This window comes from Thauera aromatica K172, assembly GCF_003030465.1.
Taxonomy (GTDB): domain Bacteria; phylum Pseudomonadota; class Gammaproteobacteria; order Burkholderiales; family Rhodocyclaceae; genus Thauera; species Thauera aromatica.
The window spans coordinates 673002-697911 of sequence record NZ_CP028339.1 but is presented as its reverse complement, the minus strand read 5'-3'; the positions used below and the strand labels follow the sequence as shown (position 1 = coordinate 697911).

Genomic DNA, 24910 nt, shown 5'->3' with positions numbered 1-24910 from the left:
GTGACCATGCTCCCAACTTCCCCGTTGTTTCCTGCGTTCAGATTGCGCGCTGCCTCGTTGGCCCTGAGCGCCGTCGTCTTGACCGGCTGCATGTCGCTCGCTCCGGCGCCAGACACCCCGCCATTGCCCGTGCCCGAAGCCTGGCCCGCGCATCTTGGATCAGGCACCGACGGCGCCCACGCGGGAGAGCTTGCCTGGCAGGGGTACTTCACTGACCCCTTGCTGCAACGCCTCATCGAGACCGCGCTGGAAAACAACCGCGACCTGCGCGTGGCCGCGCTGCGCGTCGAGGAAGCCAGCGCCACATTCCGCATTCAGCGCTCGGATCGTTTTCCTGCCATGGGCGTGGGCGCCCAAGGTGGACGCGCGCGCGTCCCTGGCGACCTGAACATGTCGGGCCGATCGCAGGTGGGCGGCGAGTACCGGGCCGAGGTGGGTTTGACCACCTGGGAACTGGATCTGTGGGGTCGGATCCGCAACCTGGAAGACGCCGCCCTGCAAACTTGGCTGGCTTCCGACGCGGCTCGCCAGGCCGTCCATTTGGCGCTGATCGCCCAGGTGGCAGACGGCTATCTTGGCCTGCGCGAGATCGACGAACGCGTGGCGATCGCACGGCAAACCGTGACCACCCGCGAGGAGTCCTATCGCATTTTCCGGCGCCGCGTCGAAGTCGGCTCGACCTCGAAGCTGGATCTCACACAGGTCCAGACCCTGCTGAACCAAGCTCAGGCGCTGCTGACGCAGCTTGAGCAAGCTCGCACCACGCAACTGCACGCCCTGGCACTGCTGGTAGGCGCTGATCCCGGCCCGCTGCCCGCCAAGGCACCCTTCGATGAAACGACGGTTCTGGCTGAGCTGCGGGCCGGTCTGCCTTCGGAGCTGCTGGTCAGTCGCCCGGACATCATTTCCGCCGAACACCAATTGCGTGCCAGCAATGCCCACATCGGCGCGGCCCGCGCGGCGTTCTTGCCGCGCATTGCGCTGACCGGCAGCTTCGGCACGGCCAGCTCCGACTTGAATGGCTTGTTCGATTCCGGCAGTCGCGCCTGGACCTTCATGCCCACCCTGTCGCTGCCCATCTTCGATGGCGGGCGCCGCCGCGCCAATCTGGAGCTGAGCGAAGTGCGCCGCGACATCGCCGTCGCCGGATACGAAAAAACCATTCAATCGGCCTTCCGCGAGGTGGCCGATGCGCTGAGCGCAAAGCACTGGCTGGCTGAGCAGTTGACGATCCAGAGAGCCAACCTGGAAGCGCAAAGCGAACGCGCACGCCTGGCCAAGTTGCGCTACGACAACGGCTCGGCCGCCTTCTTGGAAGTGCTGGATGCCCAACGCGATCTGCTGGGAGCCCAGCAACAACTGGTACAGGCGCGCCGCGCGCTGCTGTCCAGCCAAGTGGCGCTGTATGCCGCGCTCGGCGGCGGCACCCTCGCCGCAGCCGGCGAGGCACAGGGTGCGGCCTCGACTCCCGCTTCCACCCCATCAACCCGTTAAGGCACGCCGAACCCATGACTGTCTCCCCCTCTCTCAAGAAAAAACTCCTGGTCGCTTTCGCTGCAGCGGTTGTTGTCGCCCTGGCCTGGTGGGGCTGGACGGGGCTTGCTGACAGCGGCCCCGGCGAAGGATTCGTCAACGGCAATGGCCGCATCGAAGCCACCGAGATCGACATCGCCACCAAGCTTCCTGGACGTATCGAAGACATCCTGGTCCGTGAAGGCGATTTCGTCGCAGCGGGCCAGCCACTGGCCAGGATGCAACTGGAAACGCTCGAGGCGCAGCGCGACGAAGCCTTCGCCATGCGTGAACAGGCCGAGCACTCGGTGACCGCAGCACAGGCCCAGGTGGCGCTGCGTGAAGCCGACGTGGTTGCGGCGCAGGCACTCGTTGGTCAGCGCGAGTCTGAGCTCGATGCCGCGCAACGGCGGCTGAAACGTTCGCAGACATTGTCCCAAGAAGGCGCCGCCTCGATACAAGAATTGGACGATGACCGGGCGCGCGTACGGGGCGCCCAGGCGACCCTCGCGGCCAGCAAGGCACAGGCCGCCGCTGCCCGCGCCGCGGTCGAAGCCGCCAGGGCGCAGCTTGTCGGCGCGCAGTCCAGCGTGTCCGCCGCTACGGCCAGTATCAGCCGCATCGAAGCCGACATCCGCGACAGCGAACTGCGGTCTCCGCGCGACGGACGGGTTCAGGTGCGTGTCGCGCAACCCGGCGAGGTGCTTGGAGCGGGCGGACGTGTCTTGAACCTCCTTGATCTGTCGGACGTGTACATCACCTTCTTCCTGCCCGAAACCGTGGCCGGCCGCGTTGCGCTGGGTTCGGAGGTTCGCATCATTCTGGATGCCGCGCCCGAGTATGTGATTCCAGCCACCGTTTCCTTCGTCGCCAGCGCAGCGCAGTTCACCCCCAAGACGGTGGAAACCGCCAGTGAGCGACAAAAGCTGATGTTTCGCGTGCGCGCACAGATCTCGCAGGAGCTGCTGCGTGAGCACCTGAACCAGGTCAAGACCGGTCTGCCCGGCGTAGCCTGGGTCAAGCTCGACGCCAAGGCCGAGTGGCCTCAGAACCTCTCCGTTCGTGTGCCGGAGTAAGGTATGAGCCACAGCGCGCAGCTCGCGACCGTTGCAAGTGTCCGCCAGGTAAGACTGCGCTACCGCGACGTCATTGCCTTGGATGGCATTGACCTGGACATCCCCGCTGGACGGATGGTCGGTCTGATCGGCCCCGACGGCGTGGGTAAGTCCAGCCTGCTCTCGTTGCTGGCCGGTGTGCGCATCATCCAGGAAGGCACGGTCGAGGTGCTCGGTGGCGACATGGCCAGCAAGGCCCACCGCAAGCTGGTGTGCCCGCGCATCGCCTACATGCCGCAGGGGTTGGGCAAGAACCTGTATCCGACGCTCTCGGTCGAGGAGAATCTGCAATTCTTCGCGCGCCTATTCGGTCATGGCGCCGCAGAGCGCCGCCAGCGGATCGATGAGCTCACCCAGGCCACCGGCCTGTTCAAATTCCTGTCGCGCCCGGCAGGCAAGCTCTCCGGGGGCATGAAGCAAAAGCTCGGCCTGTGCTGCGCGCTGATCCACGACCCGGATTTCCTGATCCTTGATGAACCGACGACCGGCGTGGACCCGCTGGCGCGTGCCCAGTTCTGGGATCTGATCGAGCGTATCCGCGCCGATCGCCCCGGCATGAGCGTGATCGTGGCCACGGCCTACATGGACGAGGCCCAGCGCTTCGATTGGCTGGCCGCCATCGACGACGGGAAGGTCCTCGCCACCGGCACACCGCAGGAGTTGCTGGAAAGAACAGGCAGCCCGAATCTGGAAGAGGCGTTCATCCGCCTGCTGCCGGAAGAGAAAAAGCGCGGACACCAAGCGGTAGTCATTCCCCCCTTGCCGGATGGCGGCGCGGACGATATCGCCATCGAGGCCCAGGGGCTGACCATGCGCTTTGGCGACTTCGTTGCCGTCGACAGTGTCTCCTTCCGCATCCGGCGCGGTGAAATCTTCGGCTTCCTCGGCTCCAACGGCTGCGGCAAGTCTACGACGATGAAGATGCTCACCGGGCTACTGCCGGCGAGCGAGGGACGAGCCTGGCTGTTCGGTCATGAGGTGGACCCGCATGACTTGGACACCCGCCGCCGCGTCGGCTACATGTCGCAGGCATTCTCGCTCTACAGCGAAATCACGGTACGCCAGAACCTGGAGTTGCACGCCAAGCTGTTCAGCGTGCCCCCGAAGGACATTCCGGGCCGCGTCGAAGAGATGGTGGAGCGCTTCGGCCTGGTGGAAGTCATCGACAGCTTGCCGGCCAGCCTGCCTCTGGGCATACGCCAGCGCCTGTCGTTGGCGGTCGCCATGGTGCACAAGCCCGAACTGTTGATTCTGGACGAGCCGACCTCCGGGGTCGATCCAGTAGCGCGCGATGCATTCTGGCGGCTGCTCATCGAGCTGTCACGTCGCGACCGGGTGACGGTCTTCATTTCCACCCACTTCATGAACGAGGCCGAACGCTGCGACCGCATGTCAATGATGCATGCGGGCAAGGTGCTCGACAGCGACGTGCCCGCCAAGCTGGTCGAGAAGCGCGGCGCTAAAACCCTCGAAGAGGCCTTCATCGGCTACCTCATCGAGGCGGAGGGCGGCACGGTCGCTCCCGCCGGCCCCACCGAGGCCGCCAATACGGCGATTCAGACGCCAGCGACACACACTGAGCACATCGGGCACAACGCTGAAGGCTTCAGCCCACGCCGCATGTTCAGCTACCTGTGGCGCGAGTCGCTGGAACTGCGGCGTGACCCGGTGCGCGCCACCCTGGCGCTGGGTGGTTCGCTGCTGCTGATGTTCGTGATCGGCTTCGGCATCACCATGGACGTCGAGGACCTGAGCTATGCGGTGCTCGATCGCGACCAGACCACGCTCAGCCAAAGCTACACGCTGAACCTGGCCGGCTCGCGCTACTTCACAGAGCACCCGCCTATCGTCGATTACGAGGATCTCGACCGGCGTATGCGCAGCGGCGAACTGTCGCTGGCCATCGAAATCCCCCCTGGCTTCAGCCGCGACGTGTTGCGGGGCCAGAACGTGCAGATCGGCGCCTGGCTCGACGGCGCCATGCCGGTGCGCGCGGAAACCGTCCAGGGCTACGTTCAGGGCATGCATCAGCACTGGCTGCTGGTACAGGCCAGCGAGCGCAGCGGCGCCAGCGCAGCCGGCAATGCGAGCGTCGAGACGCGCTTTCGCTACAACCCCGATGTCAAGAGCCTGCCCGCCATGGTGCCAGCGGTGATACCTCTCTTGCTGCTCATGCTGCCGGCCATGCTGACCGCGCTGGCGGTGGTGCGCGAGAAAGAAACCGGGTCGATCACCAATCTGTACGTGACGCCGGTGACGCGCACCGAGTTCCTGCTTGGCAAACAACTGCCCTATGTCGGCCTGGCCATGGTGAACTTCCTGCTGATGAGTCTGCTCGCGGTCACCCTCTTTGGCGTGCCGGTCACGGGCAGCTTCTTGACCCTGTCGCTGGCCGCGCTGGTCTTCTCCTTCGCCGCCACAGGCATGGGGCTGCTGGCCTCGGCCGTCACGCGCAGCCAGATCGCCGCCATGTTCTTCGCCATGATCGGCACCATCATTCCTGCCACCCAGTTCGCCGGCCTGATCGATCCGGTGTCCTCGCTCGAAGGCTCCAGCAAGTTCATCGGCGAGATCTACCCCGCCACGCACATGATCTCCATCAGCCGTGGCGTTTTCAGCAAAGCGCTTGGCCTGGCCGACGTGACCGGGCCGCTGTGGGCGATGCTTTTGTCGGTCCCGGTCATCCTCGGCGCAGCCGTTTTGCTACTCAAGAAGCAGGAGCGCTGAGATGAGCAGAAGAAACCTGGCCAATATCTACGACCTGGGTGTTAAGGAGCTGTGGAGTCTGTGGCGCGATCCGATGATGATCGCGCTCATCGTCTACGTGTTCACCGCGTCGGTCTACACCTCGGCCACGTCCATGCCGGAGACGCTGCACAACGCCCCCATCGCCATCGTCGACGAAGACAATTCGGCGCTCTCCCAGCGGATTGCCTCGGCGTTCTACCCGCCGCAGTTCACGCCACCGGCCATGATCGACTATGGAAGGGTGGATCCGGGCATGGATGCCGGGCAGTACACCTTTGCCCTGGTCATTCCGCCCAACTTCCAGCGCGACGTGCTGGCCCGGCGCTCGCCTGCGTTGCAGCTCAACGTTGACGCTACCCGCATGAGCCAGGCATTCACGGGCAGCGGCTACATTCAGCAGATCGCCATCGGCGAGGTCAATGAGTTCGTCAAGCGCTATCGCGGGGCTGAGCCACTGCCTGTGGATCTCGCATTGCGTGCGCGTTTCAATCCATCGCTAGACAAGGCCTGGTTCGGCTCGGTGGTTCAGATCATCAACCACATCACGCTGCTGTCCATCATCCTGACTGGCGCGGCGCTGATCCGGGAGCGCGAGCACGGCACCATCGAGCACCTGCTGGTGATGCCGGTCACGCCCGCGCAGATCATGCTTTCCAAGATCTGGTCGATGGCCCTGGTCGTGCTGATCGCCTCCTTTCTGTCGCTCAATCTCATGGTGCGCGGCGTCCTGGGCGTGCCCATCGAGGGCTCCATTGCGCTGTTCTTCGCCGGCGCGGCGCTCAGTCTGTTCGCCACCACCTCGATGGGCATCTTCATCGCCACCCTGGCGCGCAACATGCCGCAGTTCGGCATGTTGATGATGCTTACCATCATGCCGCTGCAGATGCTGTCGGGTGGCACCACGCCGCGCGAAAGCATGCCCGAGATCGTGCAGAACATCATGCTGATCGCGCCCACCACGCATTTCGTGGAACTGAGTCAGGCCATCCTTTACCGGGGCGCGGGCCTGGAGACGGTATGGCAGCCCTTCCTGGCGCTGGCCCTGATCGGAACGGTGCTGTTTTTCCTGTCGTTAGCACGCTTTCGCAAAACCATCGGCCAGATGGCCTGATCGTTTTACCGCCCGAGTGGGCATTTCAACCCAAGCAAGGAGTTTGACCATGAGCAATGAAACCATCCCTCTCAATCTCTTCAAGGCGAACCTGGAACTGCAGCTGCGCATCCAACGCCTGATGCAGGAAAACGGCCAGCAATGGCTGGAGAACGCCACCCGCGCGGGCAAAGACGGCATTACCGAGTCCGGCGCCGAAATCGAAAGCCTGCTCAAGGCGAAGAACTGGCAGGAGCTGGCAACGCTGCCCGCACAAGCCTTCTGGCGTCAGTTTCAGCACCACGTGGGCGGCGCACAGGCGCTGACACAGGTCGCTATCAAGAACCAGACAACTTTCACCCAAGGCCTGCAAAAAGCCATTCAGGATTGGCAGAAATCGGTCACGCAGGCTGTAGGCCAGGGCGATGCGGTACTGCCGTTCCAGGATATTTTCAAACAGTGGGGAGCTGTGTGGGCCTCGGCACAGGACAAGGACGCACCAAGCCAGACGGGTGGCCGCAATGCTGGCTGAACAACGGACTGCCCTGGTTACCGGAGGCAGCGGCGGCCTGGGCGAGGCCATCGCCCGGGCCTTGCACCACGCCGGTCATACCGTGCTCATCGTCCATTCGCCGGGCAACGCCAGCATTGGGGCGTGGCTGGAAGCCCAGGCGGGCGAAGGTTACAACTTCATCGCCTACGGCGCGAATGTGGCTGACCATGCCTCCTGCCAGGAACTGGCCGGCCTCATCCAAGCAGACGGTCACCACATCGACATTCTGGTCAACAACGCCGGCATCACGCGTGATGCCACGTTCCGCAAGCTGAGTTACACCGATTGGGATGCCGTTCTGCGCGTCAATCTCGATTCTGTATTCAACGTCACCCGACCGTTCATCGACGGCATGCTCGAACGCGGCTGGGGGAGGATCATCAACATCTCCTCCATCAACGGCTCGAAGGGGCAGTTCGGCCAGACCAACTATTCCGCCGCAAAAGCCGGTATGCATGGCTTCACCAAAGCCCTCGCGCAGGAAGTAGCGCGCAAGGGCGTGACGGTCAACACCGTCTCGCCGGGGTATCTGGATACGAAGATGGTGACGAGCATGGCCGAAGACGTGGTCAAGCAAGTGGTGGCCGGAATTCCCGTGGGCCGCCTGGGACGGCCTGAGGAAGTCGCCGCACTGGTGGCATTCATCGCCAGCGAGTCTGCGGGATTCATGACCGGCAGCAACGTGTCGATCAATGGTGGCCAGCACATGTACTGACTGAGGAAGGGCCGCCAAGACGATATGCCGGCGGCTCATTTCCATTCAATTTTTCAGTTTCAACATAGAGGGAGTGCCCATCACCATGAGCCGAGACACCACGACATCACCGACGGCCGATTGGGGACAGCTGCTGTGGGATCCGTTGCGACTATCGGCCATGGCAACCGAGTATGCAGTGGATGCCTGGCAGCGGTCCATACTGTATGCCGACGTTCGCCGTCAACGCGGCAATCAGTACCAGGCGCATTTGGAGGAGCAGACGCCGAACGTACTCGACTTCGTCTCTGAGGTCATCATGTCCGGGCTGGACCTTCCGCGGCCGGTCAACTATGGCCTCGTACGCATCCTGCCGCCAGCCGACACGCCGAGCGATTCGCGCAAGCGACCGTTTGTGGTGGTCGATCCACGCGCGGGCCACGGCCCGGGCATTGGCGGCTTCAAACCCGATAGCGAGGTCGGCGCGGCCCTCAAGGCGGGTCATCCTTGCTACTTCGTGGGCTTTCTGCCCGATCCCGTTCCCGGCCAGACCGTCGAAGACGTCATGCGCGCCGAAGCAGCCTTCGTGCGCAAGGTCGGTGAGCTGCACCCTGACAGCCGCGGCAAGCCGGCAGTCATCGGCAATTGCCAGGCAGGCTGGCAGATCCTGATGGCAGCCGCCGTCTGGCCCGAACTGTTCGGGCCGATCATCGTGGCCGGCGCGCCGCTGTCGTACTGGGCGGGCGACATGCCGATGCGCTACGCGGGCGGCCTGACCGGCGGTAGCTGGTTGACGGCATTGACCAGCGATCTAGGAGCTGGTCGGTTCGATGGTGCCTGGCTGGTTCAGAACTTCGAAAACCTGGACCCGGCCAATACGCTTTGGACCAAACAGTACAACCTGTACGCCAAGGTCGACACGGAAGGCCCGCGCCACCTGCAGTTCGAGAAGTACTGGGGCGGCCACGTCTTCCTGAACGACGTGGAGATGCAGTACATCGTCGACAACCTGTTCATCGGCAACAAGCTGAGTACGGCCCAACTGGTGACGTCCGATGGCGTGCGCATTGACCTGCGCAATATTCGCTCGCCGATCGTGGTGTTCTGCTCCTATGGGGACAACATCACTCCACCGCCCCAGGCCCTGGGCTGGATCACCGACCTGTACCGCAACGACCTGGATGTGGTGGGACATGACCAGACCATCGTCTACGCCACCCATGACAGCATCGGGCATCTGGGCATCTTCGTCTCCGGGAGCGTCGGGCGCAAAGAGCACCAGGAGTTCGCAGCCAACATCGACATCATCGACGTGCTGCCAGCCGGCATCCACCACATGCAGATCGACGAGCATCACGACGACGCCCAGGAAGGCGAACCAGCCAGTGACGCCTACCTGACCCGGATTCGCCGCAGCAACATCGATGAAATCCGTGAGATCGTTCGCCCCGATCCCGAGAGCGATCGCCGTTTTGCCGCCGCTGCGCGGATCTCCGAGGTCAACCTGGCCTGCTACCGCAGCTTCGTGCAGCCATGGGTCCGAGCCCTGGTCACGGATCAGGGGGCGAAGTGGCTGGAGCCGCTGCATCCACTGCGCATGGGTTATGAATTGTGGTCCGATCGGCACCCGCTGGCCGCCGCTGTACAAGAAGCGGCGCAACAGGTGCGCGAACATCGCCAGACCGTCTCCGAGGCCAATCCTTTCCTGCAACTGCAGACGGAGTTTTCCACCGCCGTCGAACAGATGCTGGATCAATTCCGTGATTGCCGCGACCAAATCTACGCACAGGCCTTTGACATGCTGTACAGCCTGCCGCTGGTTCAGGCCATGACAGGACAGAGCCTGCACGACGATGCGCCGCCGCGACCCCATCCTAGCGAGACGCCCGAACATCGCCAGTATCTGGCGCAAGAGTTGACACGGCTCGAAGCGGATATTCACAACGGCGGGATAACCGAAGCCGCCATACGGGCGCTGTTCTTCGTGCTCGCGGCGCGTGGGGAGGCCGACGGGCGGCACTTTCGGCACGCAGAGGAACTGGTGCGCCCTCATTTGACAAATGACTTCGACATGCAGGCTTTCCGCCACCTCGTGCGTCGGCAGGCTTTGCTCATGAGGCTCGATGAGGACGCCATGGTGTCCGCCATCCCCGGATTGCTCAACGGCATAGCGCCTGAGGACATCCGACAGGTAGCGGGAATGATCGTGCAGGTGATTGGCAGCGGTGATGTGCTGTCCGCACACGAGCAAACCCGACTGGAGCAGGTTTCCACCCTGTTCAAGCGGGCGGCGTGCGAGGCGCAGGCGGCTTCGGCGCTCGCGATGGCAAGTCCCGCCAATGAAACGTCCGCTGCAGCCGTGGACGGGAACTCGGCACCCGCCATGCCAAGCTCTGCCGGTGACACTTCCGCTGCGGTTATGGACACGAAACCCCAAACATCCTCGCCAAAGCCGAAGGCGCCTCAGAAGAAAACTGTGTCCAAGACGCCAGTCGCGCTGCGGACAAGTCAAACACGGCGAGGGAAAGGCAAATGACGACCTCGTCCACACCGGTCGATGCCACTGCCGACGCATTGCAGGTTCTGCGCAACCGCACCTTCGACGAGATCGCCATCGGCGACAGCGCCAGCCTCGAACGCGCGTTTTCGCCGCAAGACATCCACATGTTCGCGCTGCAATCAGGCGATGTGGACCCGGAACCTGCTGCGTCCTCAAGCGCTCGGGACACCACGGAGGCCATTTGTGCAAACGTCCTGATCTCGGCTGTGCTGGGAACACGGCTGCCGGGGCCTGGAACCCAATATGTCAGCCAGAGTCTGTGCTTCCTCGGAGCGGTTCGGCCCGGTGACAGGCTGACCGTGCAGATGCAGGTGACCAGCAAGGACACGGCCACCCACCATGTCACGCTGGCCTGCACCTGCACCAACCAGACGGGGGTGGCGGTTTTCCAAGGCCAGGTAGAGGTCGTGGCGCCCACTGAGCGCATGGAACGAGCGCGCACCGCGTTGCCGGAAATACACCCGGATGCGCAGGGCCGCACAGGCCTGCAGCACCTGCTGGCGCATGTCGCGCACTTGCAACCGATTCGGGTGGCCGTCGCCCACCCGTGCGATGCCCCCAGCCTGTCCGCCGCGCTCGAAGCGCGCCAGGCGGGGTTGATCGAGCCGGTGCTGGTCGGGCCACGGGTGCGGCTCGAAGCAGTCGCCACCGAGGCCGGGTTGGACCTGACCGACGTCGCCATTGTGGACGTCCCGCACAGCCACGCCGCTGCGCAGCAAGCTGTCGCCTTGGCAGCCGCAGGTGAAGTCGAAGCCCTGATGAAAGGGAGCCTGCACACCGACGAGCTGATGTCCGCGCTGGTTTCGGCAGCAGCGGGGTTGCGCACCAAGCGCCGGGTCAGCCATTGCTTCCTGTTGCAGACACCTGCCTATCCGCGCCCGTTCATCGTTACCGATGCGGCGATCAATATCGCCCCGACTCTGGAACAGAAGGCAGACATCATCCGCAACGCCATCGAGCTGGCGCAGGTGATCGGCGTGCGCGAACCCAAGGTCGCAATCTTGGCCGCAGTCGAGACGGTCAGCCCGACGATGACGGCCACGCTGGACGCAGCGGCGCTGTGCAAGATGGCCGATCGCGGCCAGATCAATGGCGGCTTGCTCGACGGGCCGTTGGCCTTCGACAACGCAATCTCCATCGCCGCTGCGCGCACCAAGGGGATCGTCTCCGAGGTCGCCGGGCAGGCTGACATCCTCGTCGTGCCTGACCTGGAGAGCGGCAACATGCTTGCCAAGCAGTTGATCTTCCTGGGCGGCGCAGCCAGCGCTGGGATCGTCCTTGGAGCCAAGGTGCCGGTCATTCTGACCAGCCGTGCCGACTCGCGTGATACGCGCATCGCCTCATGCGCGATTGCACTGATGCTCGCCCACCACTATCGGCTGTCACCGCCGTGAATCGACATATCAGTCATTTATCCATCTTATTGGAGGAAACACCATGAAGTACTCATTTTCTGGCCGCGCAGCCCTGGTCACCGGTGCAGGATCCGGCATTGGCGAGGCCATCGCGCGACTTCTTGCGAGCAACGGCTTGAGTGTCGTCGTCTCGGATGTCAGCGCCGACAATGCGAAGCGCGTCGCCAAGCTCATCAGCGCCGATGGCGGCCAAGCCGTGGCCAATGTGGCCGACGTGGCACGCATCGATGACGTTGAGGCTGCTGTGGCCTGCGCAGTCGATACGTTCGGCGGCCTTCATTTTGCGGTCAACAACGCCGGTATCAGTGGCGACCAGAGCCCAGTGGGGGAATTGGACCCTGCCGCCTGGAGCCGGGTAATCGATATCAACCTGAACGGCGTGTTCTATGGCCTGCGCCATCAGATTCCCGCGATCCTTCGTTCAGGAGGTGGTGCCATCGTCAACGTCTCTTCGATCCTGGGAGTGGTCGGCGATGCAGCGAACCCCGCGTACGTCGCAGCCAAGCACGCTGTGACCGGGCTGACCCGGTCGGCAGCGCTGGCCTATGCGTCCCAGGGAATCCGGATCAACTCGATCCATCCCGGTTACGTGCGTACGCCCATCTTGGATTTCCTGGACGAATCGGCCCTTCAGGAGGCCGTTGGCCTGCATCCGATCGGCCGTCTGGGGACCCCGGACGAAATCGCCCATGCCGTGGCGTTTTTGCTATCGGAAGGAAGCAGCTTCTTTGCGGGCACCCAGCTCATCGCGGACGGCGGCTACACGGCACGCTGAATCTGACGACGATGAGAGTGCAGGCATACCCGCACACCGTGGCGACGTCACCGGGGCCGGGCAAAAAGAGGACGACATGATGGATGCGACCACGGCCCGCTCCGGACGCCCCGGGCACGGACTGATCCTTGTACTGAACTGCGGTTCATCCAGCATCAAGTTTGCGGTGTTCGATCCCTCGGCCACGCCACTGCCTCGCCAGGCATTGTGGAATGGCAAGGTGCAGGGGATCGGCGGTGCCGATCCGGATTTCGGAGAGACCGGGGTTGCGCCGTTCCCGATCAAACTGGACACGGCACATCCCTATCCTGCCGCGCTGCGCCTCATCCGTGATCGTGTCAGTCAGCGGCTCGACGGTCGCCGGATCGGTGCGGTCGCCCATCGGATCGTCCACGGCGGCAGCAAATATTTCATGCCAGTGTGCGTGGACGAGAATGTCCTGGCCGACCTCAAGGGCTACATTCCTCTGGCCCCGCTACACCAGCCATTCGCACTCGAAGCCGTGGAGATCCTGCTGCGGGAGCAGCCCGATCTGCCACAGATGGCCTGCTTCGACACGGCCTTCCACCACACTTTGCCCCAGGTCGAGCAGATCCTGCCGTTGCCCTATGCCGCATGGGAGCGCGGTCTGCGCCGGTACGGGTTTCACGGCCTGTCGTATGAGTACATGGCGGTGGCCTTGCCCGAGCGCCATGGCGACGCTGCACGGGGACGCACCGTCGTCGCCCACCTGGGCAGCGGCGCCAGCCTGTGCGCCATGCAAGGGCTCAAAAGCATGGCCACCACCATGGGTTTCTCCGCGCTTGACGGCCTGATGATGGGCACCCGCACCGGCGCGCTCGATCCGGGCGCGGTGCTCTACCTGATGGAAATCGAGAAGCTCTCACTGGAGCAAGTGGGGCGCGTCCTCTATCACGAGTCCGGTCTGCTCGGCGTTTCGGGCATCTCGGCCGAGCCGCGCGTCATTGTCCGGCACGAGAACGATGCAGGCGAAACGGGTGAGCGAGCGCGCTTGGCGCTGGCCCTCTACGTGCGCCGCATCGTGCGCGAGATCGGGGCCTTGATTGCTGTTCTGGGCGGCCTGGACATGCTGGTGTTCACGGCGGGTGTCGGTGAACACAACGCCTTCATTCGCGAGCGCATCTGTGCGGCACTGGGTTTTCTTGGCATTGCCCTGGATACCGACGCCAACGCCAGCCACGCAGCGACGATTTCCACCGACCACAGCCAGGTCCTCGTGGCGATCGAACCCACCAATGAAGAGTGGATCGCCGCCAACCATGCGCTGTCCGGCCTGGACAGGGAGAAGGTGCGATGAAGATCGATGCCTTCCATGGATTCACGCTCGCCATTCTGCTGTTGTTCGTTGGCAAGGGCTTGGTAGCGCGTTCGGGCATCTTGCGTCGATACAGCATCCCGGAATCCCTGGTGGGCGGCCTGGCCTGCGCCTTGGTTGTCTTCCTCCTGTACTACGGGATGGGGATCGTTGTCAGTTTCGATCTGGAAGCGCGCGACGCGCTTCTGCTGTACTTCTTTGCCGCTATTGGCCTGAGTACCGACGCCCGCACACTGCGCCATGGTGGACGGCCCTTGCTGATCCTGTCGGGGCTGGCCATCGGGTTCATGGTGCTGCAGAACCTGGCCGGGATGGAGACGGCCCGCGCCTTCGGGCTGGATCCGCGCGCCGGGCTGATGGTGGGTTCGATTTCCCTTACCGGAGGCGTGGGCACCACCTTGGCCTGGTCCGACTACTTCGTTGAAACCCTCGGCATTGCACAGGCGCAGGAACTGGGGTTGGCGGCGAATATGATCGGCCTGATCGCGGCCTGCACCATCGGTGGCCCGATCGCAAGTCTGCTCATGCGCAGGCATCGGCTTCGAGCCTCCGGAGACAGCGCCCTGGAAATTGGCACACTGCACAGCGATGAGCAGCATGCCCGCCTGGACTACTACGGCCTGCTGCTGGCATTGCTCTGGCTCAACTTCGCCTTGATGTTGGGATACGGAATCAATGCCTTGGTCGCGCGTACCGCCGTCACGCTGCCCGCCTTTGTGGGCTGCCTGCTGGCCGGAATTCTCCTGCGCATGGCGGCCGACTGGATGAGGCCAAGTGGGCGCGGACGTTTATGGAACTGGCCGAGCATGCAGCCAGGCATCGCCCTGGTTTCCGACATGTCATTGGGCCTGTTTCTGACCATGGCGCTGATGGGACTCAGGCTCTGGGAACTGCAGCCCGTGCTCGCCTTCATCACGGCGGCGATGCTGGTGCAGATTGCCTTGGTCATCGCATTCGTTTTGCTGATTGTTTTTCGGGCAATGGGCAAGGATTACCAAGCCGCCGTGGTGTGCGCGGGTTTCGGCGGTATTGCGCTGGGATCTACCGCCACTGCCATCGCCAACATGACGGCGGTGACTCGGGAGCATGGTGCGGCACGCGAGGCGTTCATTGTGGTGCCCTTGGTATGTGGGTTCGTCATCGATATTGCGAACGCACTGGTAATCAGCCTGATGGCCGGTTAGGCGAAGCGAAACAGCGGAGCGAGCTGGCAGATGGATACATCGCTGACGCGCTGGCGAGGCGTCGTCGCCCAGGAAATCGCAATCGACTCCCGTTTTCAAGCAAGGGGCTCTTTCTACTTGTGCAGAAATAGAGGTAATACGCTTTGACGAATAAAAAGAACGGCAATATCGACTCAGCCATCAATCCGAAGTTGGATGGGGATGCCCATGTCGCTTGGGCACAGGCTTGGTCGTCTATTTCGCCGGAGACATCGTTGCTCGCGTGGGTGGACTGGGCGAGCCATTTAGCAAACAGTCCTGGCAAGCAAGCCGAGCTTTTGGCGTTTGCAGCCTCCCTGTCCGAGCAATGGATGGCCGTATTGAAGAAGAATCCGGCCAACCCGGACCGGGGAGCCACCGCTCCTGACCGGTCACCTGTCAATGACCGCCGCTTCAACGATCCTGCATGGGATCAATGGCCCTACGACCTTTTCCGCAGTTCATTCGTCAATCAGACCAAATGGTGGGAGCAGGCCACGCAGGGGGTGTGGGGAGTGGATCCGAAACACCAACGCCTGCTGGCGTTTGGCGCCAAACAGTGGCTGGAAATGCTTTCGCCCGCCAACGCTGCGGTTTTCAACCCCGTTGTCCTGAAAAGAACCATCGCAGAGCAAGGCGCCAATCTAGCGCGGGGGACGTCCAACTTTCTCGACGACTTGCGTCGGCAACTATCCGGCCAGCCTCCCGCGGGAACGGAGAACTTCGTCGTTGGGCGCGACGTAGCGGTCACGGAAGGAAAAGTCGTTCTGAGAAATCGACTGATCGAACTGATTCAGTACACGCCCACTACCGAGAAAGTCCATCCCGAACCGATCCTGATCATTCCTGCCTGGATCATGAAGTACTACGTACTGGATCTGTCACCGCATAACTCGCTGATACGGTATCTGGTTGCGCAAGGGCATACGGTTTTTTGCATCTCCTGGAGAAATCCGGATGCTGAGGATCGAGATTTGGGCATGGATGAGTACCTGGAGTTCGGCCTGCATGCAGCGCTGGACGCTGTGACTTCCGTCGTCCCCGGGCATGGAGTCCACGCGGCTGGTTATTGCCTGGGCGGAACGCTACTGGCCATTGGTGCTTCAGCCATGGCGCGTGATGGCGATACGCGGCTGGTGTCGGTAAGCCTGCTTGCCGCACAGACGGACTTCAGCGAACCGGGCGAGCTGAGTCTTTTCATCAACGAGAGTCAAGTGGCGCTGTTGGAAGCCAGCATGGCTCAAACCGGTTATTTGACCTCCGACCAGATGAGCGGAGCTTTTCAGCTACTGCGTTCCTACGATCTCATATGGTCTCGCATGATTGACGAATACCTATTGGGCGATCGCCGGGCAATGACCGACCTGATGGCTTGGAATGCCGATGGGACTCGCCTCCCCGCGAAGATGCATTCGCAGTATCTCCGACGCCTTTACCTGAATAACGATCTCAGCGCGGGGCGTTATCCCGTCACGGGTCGCCCCGTTTCAGTGGGAGACATCGCTGTACCGGTGTTTTGCGTCGGCACTGCCTCGGATCATATTGCGCCTTGGCGCTCGGTTTACAAGCTGCATCTCCTGTCTTCGGCCGAGCTGACTTTCGTGCTGACCACTGGAGGACACAACGGCGGCATCGTGAGCGAGCCCGGCCGAGGTAACCGCCAATATCAAATCCATACCCGCGCGGCCGGTGATGGATACATGGCGCCGGATGAGTGGCAAGCGACGATGCAGACGCATCCGGATTCCTGGTGGCCCGCATGGTCGGCGTGGCTGCGAGAGCGTTCCGGTGATGTTGTTGCGCCTCCGCTCATAGGTGCTGAATCCAGTGGATACCCCACTGTTTGCGACGCCCCAGGGGAATATGTACGCAACTGAATAAGCGTATCCCGCGTCCGCTATTGCGACACGGTATACGCAATATCTGTTCGTCATCCCGTTCTACTCTGATAACTGGAGACATTCATGTACTCAAGAATCCTGGTTCCGCTCGACGGAAGTCCTACTGCCGATTTGGCGCTCCACCACGCTGCGGTGCTGGCACGCCTGAATGGCGCAACCATCGTCTTGCTGCACGTCATCGAGGAGATGAAGCATAGCAACGGCTTCGAGAGGCCGAGGATCTATATTGAAGAAGTGAGGCCGGGCTTCCTGGCGGCCGGGCAGAAGCTGCTGGACGAGGCGGCGCTGCGGCTGAGGCAGGGAGGCCTGGTGGTTGAGACCGTCCTTCTGGAAAGCAACGGCGAGCGCGTCTCGGTGCTCATCGCTCAGCAGGCACTGACTACTCAATGCGAGTTGGTGGTGTTGGGTACCCACGGACGCCGGGGCGTGGACAGGCTGCTGATGGGAAGCGATGCAGAGCAGCTCGCTCGCATCGCACCAGTTCCAGTGATGCTGGTGCGCCAGTCCCAATCGGTCATTGTGACTGCAACCCCTGGGCAGGGTGGCACGCCAGCGTGATGAAAGTTCAGTCCAGCGACCCCGCTGAATGGAGGCTGGAAGTCGCAGCCTCCTTGCTGCTGCTATTGCTGAGCGCCTCCGCACAGGCCCAGTCCTGCCACCAGGACAACCCGCTGCGCTCAACGGGAACGCTCAATCTGCGGATCGACAACGACATGTTCGGCGGCATTGGACAAGATCAAGGCTACTCCAATGGATTTCTCGTCAGCTGGGTCTCCCCCAACCTTGTGGACTATCGCGATGACCCTTGCCTACCCCGTCTCGTCCGTGGGCTGAATCGTTTTCTCACGGTGCTGCAACCCGAGGGTTTTGACGAACAGAACATGACCATCGGCTTCGGACAGATGATGTACACCCCCAGCGACAAAACGCGCAGCGATCTGATCAAAGACGACCGCCCTTTCGCCGGCGCAATGATGTTGAGCTTCGGCTACAACGCGCGGCGCGGCGATACGCTGCGTACCTCACAAATCCGCGTCGGTGTTGTGGGCCCCTCCTCCTTGGCCAGGCAAACCCAGAACTGGTGGCATGACACCATCGGCGTCGACAAATTCAATGGCTGGCGACACCAACTGCGCGACGAGCCTGTGCTGCAGTTGCTGCACGAACGCCGAACACGAGTCTTCAGGCAAGAAGACGTCAGCGGTTGGGGCTGGGATCTGACCCGCCACTGGGGTGGCAGCTTCGGCAACTTCGCCACCTACGCGAATGTCGGTGGAGAACTGCGCTATGGGCTGCGCCTGCCTGATGATTTAGGCACGGCACCGCTACGGCCTGCCGGAGAGAACACCTCGCCCGTGCGCACGACCGCTGGCAGCAACTGGAACGGCCACCTCTTCGTGGCGCTAGACGCTCGCTGGGTTCTGCACGACATCACGTTGGATGGCAATACCTTCAAGTCCGGCCATAGCGTTGATAAGCGGCCACTCGTGGCGGATGTCGGCTACGGCGTCGCGATTACCCAAGGCAACTGGCGCATCGCGATAGCCCGCTACCACCGCACACGCGAATTCCGGGGACAAAAAGAAATCCCGGTCTACGGAACGATCACTGTAGGAAGGAAATTCTGATGCCGGTCGATTCCTTCCTCGACTCCATACGGGCCGTCCTGTCGTTGTTCGTCGGCATGGGACTGATTGTTCGTGTAGAGCACCGACACCAACCAAGCATCCGAGTTCGATAAGTAAACAAGGACGACCAATAAGAAAGGAGACAACCGCATGCAACGACTCACACTTGCCCTTCCAGGCAACGAAGATTTCGCCGGTCGCCTCGCGCAGGCATATGGCAGCGATGTCGGCCGCGTCGAAACACGCCGATTTCCCGATGGCGAGAGCTATGTCCGATTGCATGGCGAACCCGTTGGCCAGATCGTGGATCTGATTTGCACGCTGACCCATCCAGATCCGCAATTCCTGCTTCTGGTTTTTGCCGCGGACGCCGCGCGCGAGCTTGGTGCGCTCGAGGTGAACTTGGTTGCACCCTACCTGGCCTACATGCGCCAGGACAAGCGATTCCATGACGGCGAAAGCGTGACGTCGCGGACTTTCGCACGCCTGGTCTCATCGACGTTCGACAAGCTGCTTACGGTGGATCCACATCTGCACCGCTATCCGACGCTCTCCGCGCTCTACACGATTCCCACCACTACCTTGCATGCCGCGCCGCTGCTGGCCGACTGGATCGCCAATCATGTCGAAAAGCCCTTGATCGTCGGCCCCGATGAGGAAAGCGAGCAGTGGGCCGGCTCCATCGCCTCCCGCATCGGCGTGCCGCACGCCGTGCTTCGCAAGACACGCCATGGCGATCGCAGCGTGGACATCGATGTTCCCGACCTGTCGGTCTGGCGTGACAGAACGCCGGTGCTGGTGGACGACATCGCATCCTCGGGCCGCACGCTCGCTGTCGCGGCGCACAAACTCGCCGAACAAGGAATGCGCAAGCCGGAGTGCGTAGTGGTGCATGCCCTATTCGCCGAAGACGCCTGGAGCCAATTGACGCCGCTGTTCGCTCGGATCACGTCCACCGACGCGGTGCCGCATCCGAGCAACCGGATCGGTCTGGCTTCGCTGATTGCCGGCGCGCTTTCCAGCGGCCAGACCGATCCGCGAGCCTGATCTTCCACCTATCCCGCTATTTTCAAGGAACCCGAAATGCCCTCTCAGGCTAACCTCGCAATCGATTGGCGTGCCGGTTACGGGCCCATCGCGCACCAGTCCGAAACCATCGAACGTATGCAGACCCTCGTGCACCGCATGGTTGCGCAAGGGCGTGTGGCAGATGAAGCCTCGGCCCATGCGCTGCTGGCCGCAGCCGACCGGGTGGCCTGCATGGCCATGAGCGTAGTGGCGCATATGACCTATGCCCGGCGCATCGACCGAAGCGGCCGCCCTCTGGGCTCCGATGATTTCAAACAAACGCCCGAAGGCCACACCGGCGGTTCGCTCGACATGGTGCCGGCTTTCGTGGGTTATCTGTTGGCCAATGCACTGACCGGGACGACACGCGGCTGGCTAATGGGACAAGGGCACTGCGTGGCCGCGATCGAAGCGGTGAACGCACTGACCGGCGATGTGTCCGCCGCCCAGCGTGGACGCTACGACCGCAGCGAGGCAGGCCTGTCACGCCTGATCGAGGATTTCTACTCCTATGCCATCGATAAGCAGGGGCGGCCCGCGGTACCGCTGGGCAGCCATGCCGGGCCGAACACGGCCGGCGCGATCTCCGAAGGCGGCTATCTGGGGTTCGCCGGGCTGCAGTATGTGCACACGCCGTTGCCGGGAGAAAGCCTGGTGGCATTCCTCAGTGATGGCGCTTTCGAGGAGCAACGTGGCTCGGACTGGGCACCGCGCTGGTGGCGCGCCGAGGACTGCGGCTTCGCCGTCCCGATCATGATTCTCAACGGGCGACGCATCGAGCAGCGCACCCAGATCGTGCAGGAAGGTGGCGCTGCCTGGTTAGCCGAAGATCTGCGCCACAACGGCTTTGATCCCGTCATCATCGATGGACGCGATCCAGTGGCGATCGCATGGGCCATTGTCGAATCTGAAGACACGCTGAGCGCTTTCGCCGCACAATCGAACCGGCGCTATCCCGTCAAGTTCCCCTACGTGATCGCCGAGACGGAGAAAGGTTTCGGCTTCCCGGGCGCGGCGACCAATGCCGCCCACAACCTGCCGTTGGACGGCAATCCGCGCGAGCACGCGCAGGCACGCGAGGCCTTCAATGCTGGGGCTGCGGCGCTATTCGTGCCAGAGATCGAACTGGAAAACGCGCTCACCGTCCTGGCGAATCACGGCAAGAACCGGCGCTCGCGCGAAAGCGAGCACCCCATGGCTCGACGCCATCCAGCGAGTCCTCATCTGCCGGTGCCGGCCTGGGCTCCTACCAAGGTATCTGGCAGCGCCATGTCTTCACTGGATCGTTGGTTCGTGAAACTGGCGCAGGCAAATCCACAGTTGCGCGTCCGGATCGGCAATCCCGATGAACTGGCCAGCAACAAGATGGGAGCCACACTGGCACTGCTCAAGCACCGCGTCAACGTGCCCGAACCCGGCGTCCCGGAATCGACGCATGGCTCGGTGATCACCGCACTCAATGAAGAAGCCGTTGCGGCCGCCGCCCTCGCCAACAAAGGGGGGCTGAACCTGATCGTCAGCTACGAGGCCTTCGCGGTCAAGATGCTTGGATTGATTCGCCAGGAGATCATCTTCGCGCGCCGACAGAAGGAACTGGGCCAGCCGCCAGGCTGGATCTCCATCCCGCTGGTCGTCACATCCCACACCTGGGAGAACAGCAAGAACGAGCAGTCACACCAGGACCCGACCATTGGCGAAGCATTGCTAGGGGAAATGTCGGACACCGCACGCGTGTTGTTCCCGGTGGATGAAAACACGGCGTGCGCCGCGTTGCGAGCGGTCTACGCCAGCCGCGGCCAAGTGGCTTGTGTGGTGGTCTCCAAGCGCGACACGCCGAATCACTTCAGTGCCGCCGCGGCTCAATCGCTGATCGAGCATGGAGCAGCCCATGTAGCCGGCGATCCGTCCACCGCACAACTGCAATTCGTAGCGATTGGCGCCTACCAGTTGGAGGAAGCGCTCAAAGCCCATGCCCGCCTGGAGCACCATGGGCTTGCGTCGTGCATCACCGTGGTGGTCGAGCCCGGCCGTCTACGCATTCCGCGAGACGAACTTGAGGCCGCCTTCGTGCTCGGTGACGAATCCCTGCAAGCGCTCTTCCCGCCTCACCTGCCGCGCGTGTTGATAAGCCATACCCGCCCTGAGCCGATGCTGGGCGTGCTTCGCCGCATTGACAGCGGCCCTTCGAAGACGCGGGCTTTGGGCTACATCAACCACGGCGGCACCCTCGATGTGGCTGGAATGCTGATCGCCAATCGATGCACCTGGGTGGATGCCATCTATGCCGCTGCGCAAGTGACCGGCTGGAACAGTTCGCAGGCTGCTGCTGCCGCGACCGACGCGTGAATTTCAAGTGGTTCTGACACGGTCCGCAGTGACCGCGCCAGCTCCTGATTTCACAACCCACCAACAAGCGAGGAGACAACTTCATGCTCTCACTGACCAGCCTGGGCGGTGCCGGTACCGTCACCGGCTCCAAACACCTGATCACATATGGCAGTACCCGCATCCTGATCGACTGCGGACTTTTCCAAGGACTGAAGAACCTGCGCGAGCTGAACTGGCAGCATCTTGTCGTTGAGTCCAAGGACATCGATGCGGTTGTACTGACGCACGCGCACCTGGATCATTGTGGATATCTCCCCCGATTGGTGCTGAACGGGTTCCGCGGGAAGATTTTCTCGACGCCAGCCACACGGGACGTCGCCGAACTCATCCTGCTCGACAGTGCTTGGTTGCAGGAGAAGGATGCCGAGTTCGCCAACCGGAAGGGATTTTCCAAGCACAAGCCAGCCCTTGCCCTGTATCGGGTCCGAGATGCCGAACGCACGCTCTTGCAGTTCAAGCCCGTGCCACTGCATCAGGAGACGGTATTGCCGGGCGGTGCACGCCTGGTTCTACGCAGGGCCGGCCACATTCTTGGAGCGGCGACGGCGCAGATCGACATCGGCGGCAAGCGTTTGGTGTTCTCCGGCGACCTGGGCCGCTATGACGATGCGGTCATGCCTGATCCTGAACCCGTCACGGAAGCGGACTACATCATCATCGAGTCCACCTATGGCAATCGTCATCATGACCGTTCCGATGCCGTCGAAGCGCTAGGCGACATCATCGAGCGTACGACTCGCCGCGGAGGCACCGTAGTGATTCCCGCTTTTGCCGTAGGACGCGCGCAGTCGTTGATCTATGACCTATGGCTGTTGCGACAGCGCGGTCGGCTCCGCAACGTGCCCGTCTATCTGGACAGTCCCATGGCCACCAGCGCAACTGCGCTGCTGCACCGCCATGCCGACGACCACAAGCTCGCTCAACACGATTTCGAGACGGCATTCTCAGAAGTCACATACGTGCGCGACGTTGAAGAGTCCAAGGCGCTATCGGCGAATCGATACCCCAAGGTGATTATTTCCGCCAGCGGCATGGCCACCGGCGGCCGCGTGCTGCATCACATAGAAGCGTTTGGCGGTAGCCATCAGAACACGCTGCTGTTCTCTGGATTCCAAGCAGCAGGTACGCGCGGGCGCAAGCTGCTTGAGGGCGCTCGCGAAGTCAAGATCCATGGACGCTGGATGCCGATCAAGGCAGAGGTCGCCGAGCTTGCGATGTTGTCGGCTCATGCCGACAGCGATGAGCTGATGCGATGGCTGCGCGGCTTTACCAAGGCGCCGGAAAGAGTGTTCATTGTTCACGGTGAATCTGATGCCTCTGAGGCGCTGCGCGAACGTATCCAGCGCGAACTCAATTGGCACGCATCGGTGCCCATGCAAAACCAGGAGTTCGCCCTGTGAGTGCCCGCATCACGCCCCAGACACCCGCCTTGCAAGCATTGCGCATGCGACTGCATGCCCAGCATCAACCCGTCGTCTTGATGCGGACCGACTGCCATGTCTGCCGTGCCGAAGGGCTGGCACCGCGGTCACAGGTACTGATCATCGCCGGCGACCGAACTGTGCAAGCGCTGCTGTACCAAATCGACAGCGATCTGCTCAAAGCCGGACAGATCGCTCTGTCCGAGGCCGCCTGGGATGCCCTGGACATCCATGAGGGCGATTTTGTGCAGGTTCGGCATCCGCCAATGCTCGAATCGTTGTCGGCCGTGCGTGCGCGAATTCACGGCCACCGACTGCAAACGACGGAGTTGCAGGCGATCGTCCGTGATGTGGTCGATGGTCGCTATACCGATGTCGCACTTTCGGCCTTCCTGACCGCAACGGCGGTACTGCCTCTGGATATGCAAGAGACCATCCATCTCACCCGTGCGATGGTCGATGTCGGAGATCGCCTGCAATGGCAGGCTCAGATTGTTGTGGACAAGCATTGTGTGGGCGGATTACCGGGAAATCGCACCACGCCGTTGGTGGTTGCCATCGCCGCAGCCAATGGATTGGTGATGCCCAAGACCTCATCACGCGCCATCACCTCTCCCGCTGGCACGGCGGACACCATGGAAACGCTGGCTCCTGTAGACCTGGACCTGGATACGCTCAGAAAGGTCGTGGAGAAAGAGGGTGGATGCGTGGCGTGGGGCGGCGCGATGCACCTGAGCCCTGCGGACGACATCTTCGTGCGTATTGAGCGTGAACTGGATATTGACACCCAAGGACAACTGATTGCCTCGGTGTTATCCAAGAAGATTGCGGCAGGGGCGACCCACATCGTGATCGATATTCCGGTTGGGCCAACCGCAAAAGTCCGCAGCCGGGAAACTGCCGAGCACCTTGCGCATCACCTTTCAGAAGTCGCCGCGTCATTTGGCCTTGTATTGCGTTGCCTGTTTACAGACGGGAATCAACCTGTCGGAAGAGGTATCGGCCCGGCGTTGGAGGCGCGCGACGTGTTGGCCGTGTTGCGCAACGAGGCGGATGCGCCGCAAGACCTATGTGACCGCGTGGCGTTGGTGGCGGGTGCGGTGCTTGAGCTTGGCGGCGTCGCCAAAGAAGGGGAGGGATTTCGGTTGGCTCATGAGACGATCAGCAGTGGCCGCGCGTGGGAAAAATTTCAGAGAATCTGCGCGGCACAGGGGGGATTTCGTGAGCCGCCCCAAGCTCTCTATGTCGAACCGCTTCTGGCAACCACTTCAGGCCGAGCAGTACACATCGACAACCGTAAGCTTTCTCGTTTAGCCAAATTGGCCGGTGCGCCTGAGAGTCCAGCCGCAGGGATTCAATTGCAGGTGCACTTAGGTGACGAGATAACACGAGGACAGCCATTGATGTTTTTGCATACGCAAACCTCTGGAGAGATGGCCTATGCACTTGCATACGTACAAGACATTGGGGACATTGTAAAGATTGACCCTTAGCGCCGTAGATA

At 62.3% G+C, this 24910-nt stretch carries 18 protein-coding genes; all 18 read left to right on the top strand.

Annotated features, from left to right (window positions below):
• The first annotated feature begins 6 nt into the window (after positions 1–6).
• Positions 7–1494, top strand: a complete 1488-nt coding sequence (locus Tharo_RS03400; protein ID WP_107220006.1) for an efflux transporter outer membrane subunit — start codon at positions 7–9, stop codon at positions 1492–1494.
• Positions 1495–1508: 14 nt separating this feature from the next.
• Positions 1509–2588, top strand: coding sequence for an HlyD family secretion protein (locus tag Tharo_RS03395; RefSeq protein WP_107220005.1), 1080 nt, complete (start codon positions 1509–1511; stop codon positions 2586–2588).
• A gap of 3 nt (positions 2589–2591) precedes the next feature.
• On the top strand, positions 2592–5354 hold the full coding sequence (rbbA, locus tag Tharo_RS03390) for a ribosome-associated ATPase/putative transporter RbbA (RefSeq protein WP_107220004.1): 2763 nt from the start codon (positions 2592–2594) through the stop codon (positions 5352–5354).
• Between the two features lies 1 nt (position 5355).
• On the top strand, positions 5356–6486 hold the full coding sequence (locus Tharo_RS03385; RefSeq protein WP_107220003.1) for an ABC transporter permease: 1131 nt from the start codon (positions 5356–5358) through the stop codon (positions 6484–6486).
• A gap of 49 nt (positions 6487–6535) precedes the next feature.
• Positions 6536–6997 (top strand): phasin family protein, encoded by a 462-nt coding sequence (locus Tharo_RS03380; RefSeq protein WP_100773645.1) that lies wholly within the window; start codon positions 6536–6538, stop codon positions 6995–6997.
• Positions 6987–7733, top strand: a complete 747-nt coding sequence (phbB, locus tag Tharo_RS03375; protein WP_100773646.1) for an acetoacetyl-CoA reductase — start codon at positions 6987–6989, stop codon at positions 7731–7733. The genes Tharo_RS03380 and phbB overlap by 11 nt, the downstream gene beginning before the upstream one ends.
• Positions 7734–7818: 85 nt before the next feature.
• Positions 7819–10248: a DUF3141 domain-containing protein gene (locus tag Tharo_RS03370; protein WP_107220002.1), complete on the top strand. Its 2430-nt coding sequence runs from the start codon at positions 7819–7821 to the stop codon at positions 10246–10248.
• Complete coding sequence (locus Tharo_RS03365; RefSeq protein WP_100773648.1) at positions 10245–11666, top strand: bifunctional enoyl-CoA hydratase/phosphate acetyltransferase; 1422 nt, start codon at positions 10245–10247, stop codon at positions 11664–11666. The genes Tharo_RS03370 and Tharo_RS03365 overlap by 4 nt, the downstream gene beginning before the upstream one ends.
• Positions 11667–11709: 43 nt before the next feature.
• Positions 11710–12462 carry an SDR family NAD(P)-dependent oxidoreductase gene (locus Tharo_RS03360; RefSeq protein ID WP_100773649.1) on the top strand — a complete coding sequence of 251 codons (753 nt, stop codon included), beginning with the start codon at positions 11710–11712 and terminating at the stop codon, positions 12460–12462.
• Between the two features lie 76 nt (positions 12463–12538).
• Positions 12539–13780: an acetate/propionate family kinase gene (locus Tharo_RS03355; RefSeq protein WP_003296531.1), complete on the top strand. Its 1242-nt coding sequence runs from the start codon at positions 12539–12541 to the stop codon at positions 13778–13780.
• Complete coding sequence (gene gltS / locus Tharo_RS03350) at positions 13777–14982, top strand: sodium/glutamate symporter (protein ID WP_107220001.1); 1206 nt, start codon at positions 13777–13779, stop codon at positions 14980–14982. Before Tharo_RS03355 ends, gltS begins: the two co-directional genes overlap by 4 nt.
• Positions 14983–15125: 143 nt before the next feature.
• On the top strand, positions 15126–16877 hold the full coding sequence (locus tag Tharo_RS03345; protein WP_020307805.1) for a PHA/PHB synthase family protein: 1752 nt from the start codon (positions 15126–15128) through the stop codon (positions 16875–16877).
• Between the two features lie 87 nt (positions 16878–16964).
• Positions 16965–17459 carry a universal stress protein gene (locus Tharo_RS03340; protein WP_003050031.1) on the top strand — a complete coding sequence of 165 codons (495 nt, stop codon included), beginning with the start codon at positions 16965–16967 and terminating at the stop codon, positions 17457–17459.
• A complete protein-coding gene (locus Tharo_RS03335; protein ID WP_228111768.1) occupies positions 17459–18529 on the top strand; it encodes a lipid A deacylase LpxR family protein in 1071 nt (356 codons plus the stop codon). The genes Tharo_RS03340 and Tharo_RS03335 overlap by 1 nt, the downstream gene beginning before the upstream one ends.
• A 150-nt stretch (positions 18530–18679) precedes the next feature.
• Positions 18680–19576 (top strand): ribose-phosphate pyrophosphokinase, encoded by an 897-nt coding sequence (locus Tharo_RS03330; RefSeq protein WP_107219999.1) that lies wholly within the window; start codon positions 18680–18682, stop codon positions 19574–19576.
• Positions 19577–19612: 36 nt separating this feature from the next.
• Entirely contained in the window at positions 19613–21943 is a 2331-nt protein-coding gene (locus Tharo_RS03325) for a phosphoketolase family protein (protein WP_107219998.1), read from the top strand.
• Positions 21944–22026: 83 nt separating this feature from the next.
• The gene (locus Tharo_RS03320; RefSeq protein ID WP_020307801.1) at positions 22027–23385 is read left to right on the top strand and encodes an MBL fold metallo-hydrolase RNA specificity domain-containing protein; all 1359 of its coding nucleotides are present in this window, start codon (positions 22027–22029) and stop codon (positions 23383–23385) included.
• Positions 23382–24899, top strand: coding sequence for a thymidine phosphorylase family protein (locus tag Tharo_RS03315; protein WP_107219997.1), 1518 nt, complete (start codon positions 23382–23384; stop codon positions 24897–24899). Before Tharo_RS03320 ends, Tharo_RS03315 begins: the two co-directional genes overlap by 4 nt.
• The last annotated feature ends 11 nt before the right edge of the window (positions 24900–24910 follow it).

Excerpts from the sequence above, each read along its gene's own strand:
- Tharo_RS03400 (WP_107220006.1), top strand. The coding sequence starts at position 7 with ATGCTCCCAACTTCCCCGTTGTTTCCTGCGTTCAGATTGCGCGCTGCC.
- Tharo_RS03395 (WP_107220005.1), top strand. The coding sequence starts at position 1,509 with ATGACTGTCTCCCCCTCTCTCAAGAAAAAACTCCTGGTCGCTTTCGCT.
- rbbA (WP_107220004.1), top strand. The coding sequence starts at position 2,592 with ATGAGCCACAGCGCGCAGCTCGCGACCGTTGCAAGTGTCCGCCAGGTA.
- Tharo_RS03385 (WP_107220003.1), top strand. The coding sequence starts at position 5,356 with ATGAGCAGAAGAAACCTGGCCAATATCTACGACCTGGGTGTTAAGGAG.
- Tharo_RS03380 (WP_100773645.1), top strand. The coding sequence starts at position 6,536 with ATGAGCAATGAAACCATCCCTCTCAATCTCTTCAAGGCGAACCTGGAA.
- phbB (WP_100773646.1), top strand. The coding sequence starts at position 6,987 with ATGCTGGCTGAACAACGGACTGCCCTGGTTACCGGAGGCAGCGGCGGC.
- Tharo_RS03370 (WP_107220002.1), top strand. The coding sequence starts at position 7,819 with ATGAGCCGAGACACCACGACATCACCGACGGCCGATTGGGGACAGCTG.
- Tharo_RS03365 (WP_100773648.1), top strand. The coding sequence starts at position 10,245 with ATGACGACCTCGTCCACACCGGTCGATGCCACTGCCGACGCATTGCAG.
- Tharo_RS03360 (WP_100773649.1), top strand. The coding sequence starts at position 11,710 with ATGAAGTACTCATTTTCTGGCCGCGCAGCCCTGGTCACCGGTGCAGGA.
- Tharo_RS03355 (WP_003296531.1), top strand. The coding sequence starts at position 12,539 with ATGATGGATGCGACCACGGCCCGCTCCGGACGCCCCGGGCACGGACTG.
- gltS (WP_107220001.1), top strand. The coding sequence starts at position 13,777 with ATGAAGATCGATGCCTTCCATGGATTCACGCTCGCCATTCTGCTGTTG.
- Tharo_RS03340 (WP_003050031.1), top strand. The coding sequence starts at position 16,965 with ATGTACTCAAGAATCCTGGTTCCGCTCGACGGAAGTCCTACTGCCGAT.
- Tharo_RS03335 (WP_228111768.1), top strand. The coding sequence starts at position 17,459 with ATGAAAGTTCAGTCCAGCGACCCCGCTGAATGGAGGCTGGAAGTCGCA.
- Tharo_RS03330 (WP_107219999.1), top strand. The coding sequence starts at position 18,680 with ATGCAACGACTCACACTTGCCCTTCCAGGCAACGAAGATTTCGCCGGT.
- Tharo_RS03325 (WP_107219998.1), top strand. The coding sequence starts at position 19,613 with ATGCCCTCTCAGGCTAACCTCGCAATCGATTGGCGTGCCGGTTACGGG.
- Tharo_RS03320 (WP_020307801.1), top strand. The coding sequence starts at position 22,027 with ATGCTCTCACTGACCAGCCTGGGCGGTGCCGGTACCGTCACCGGCTCC.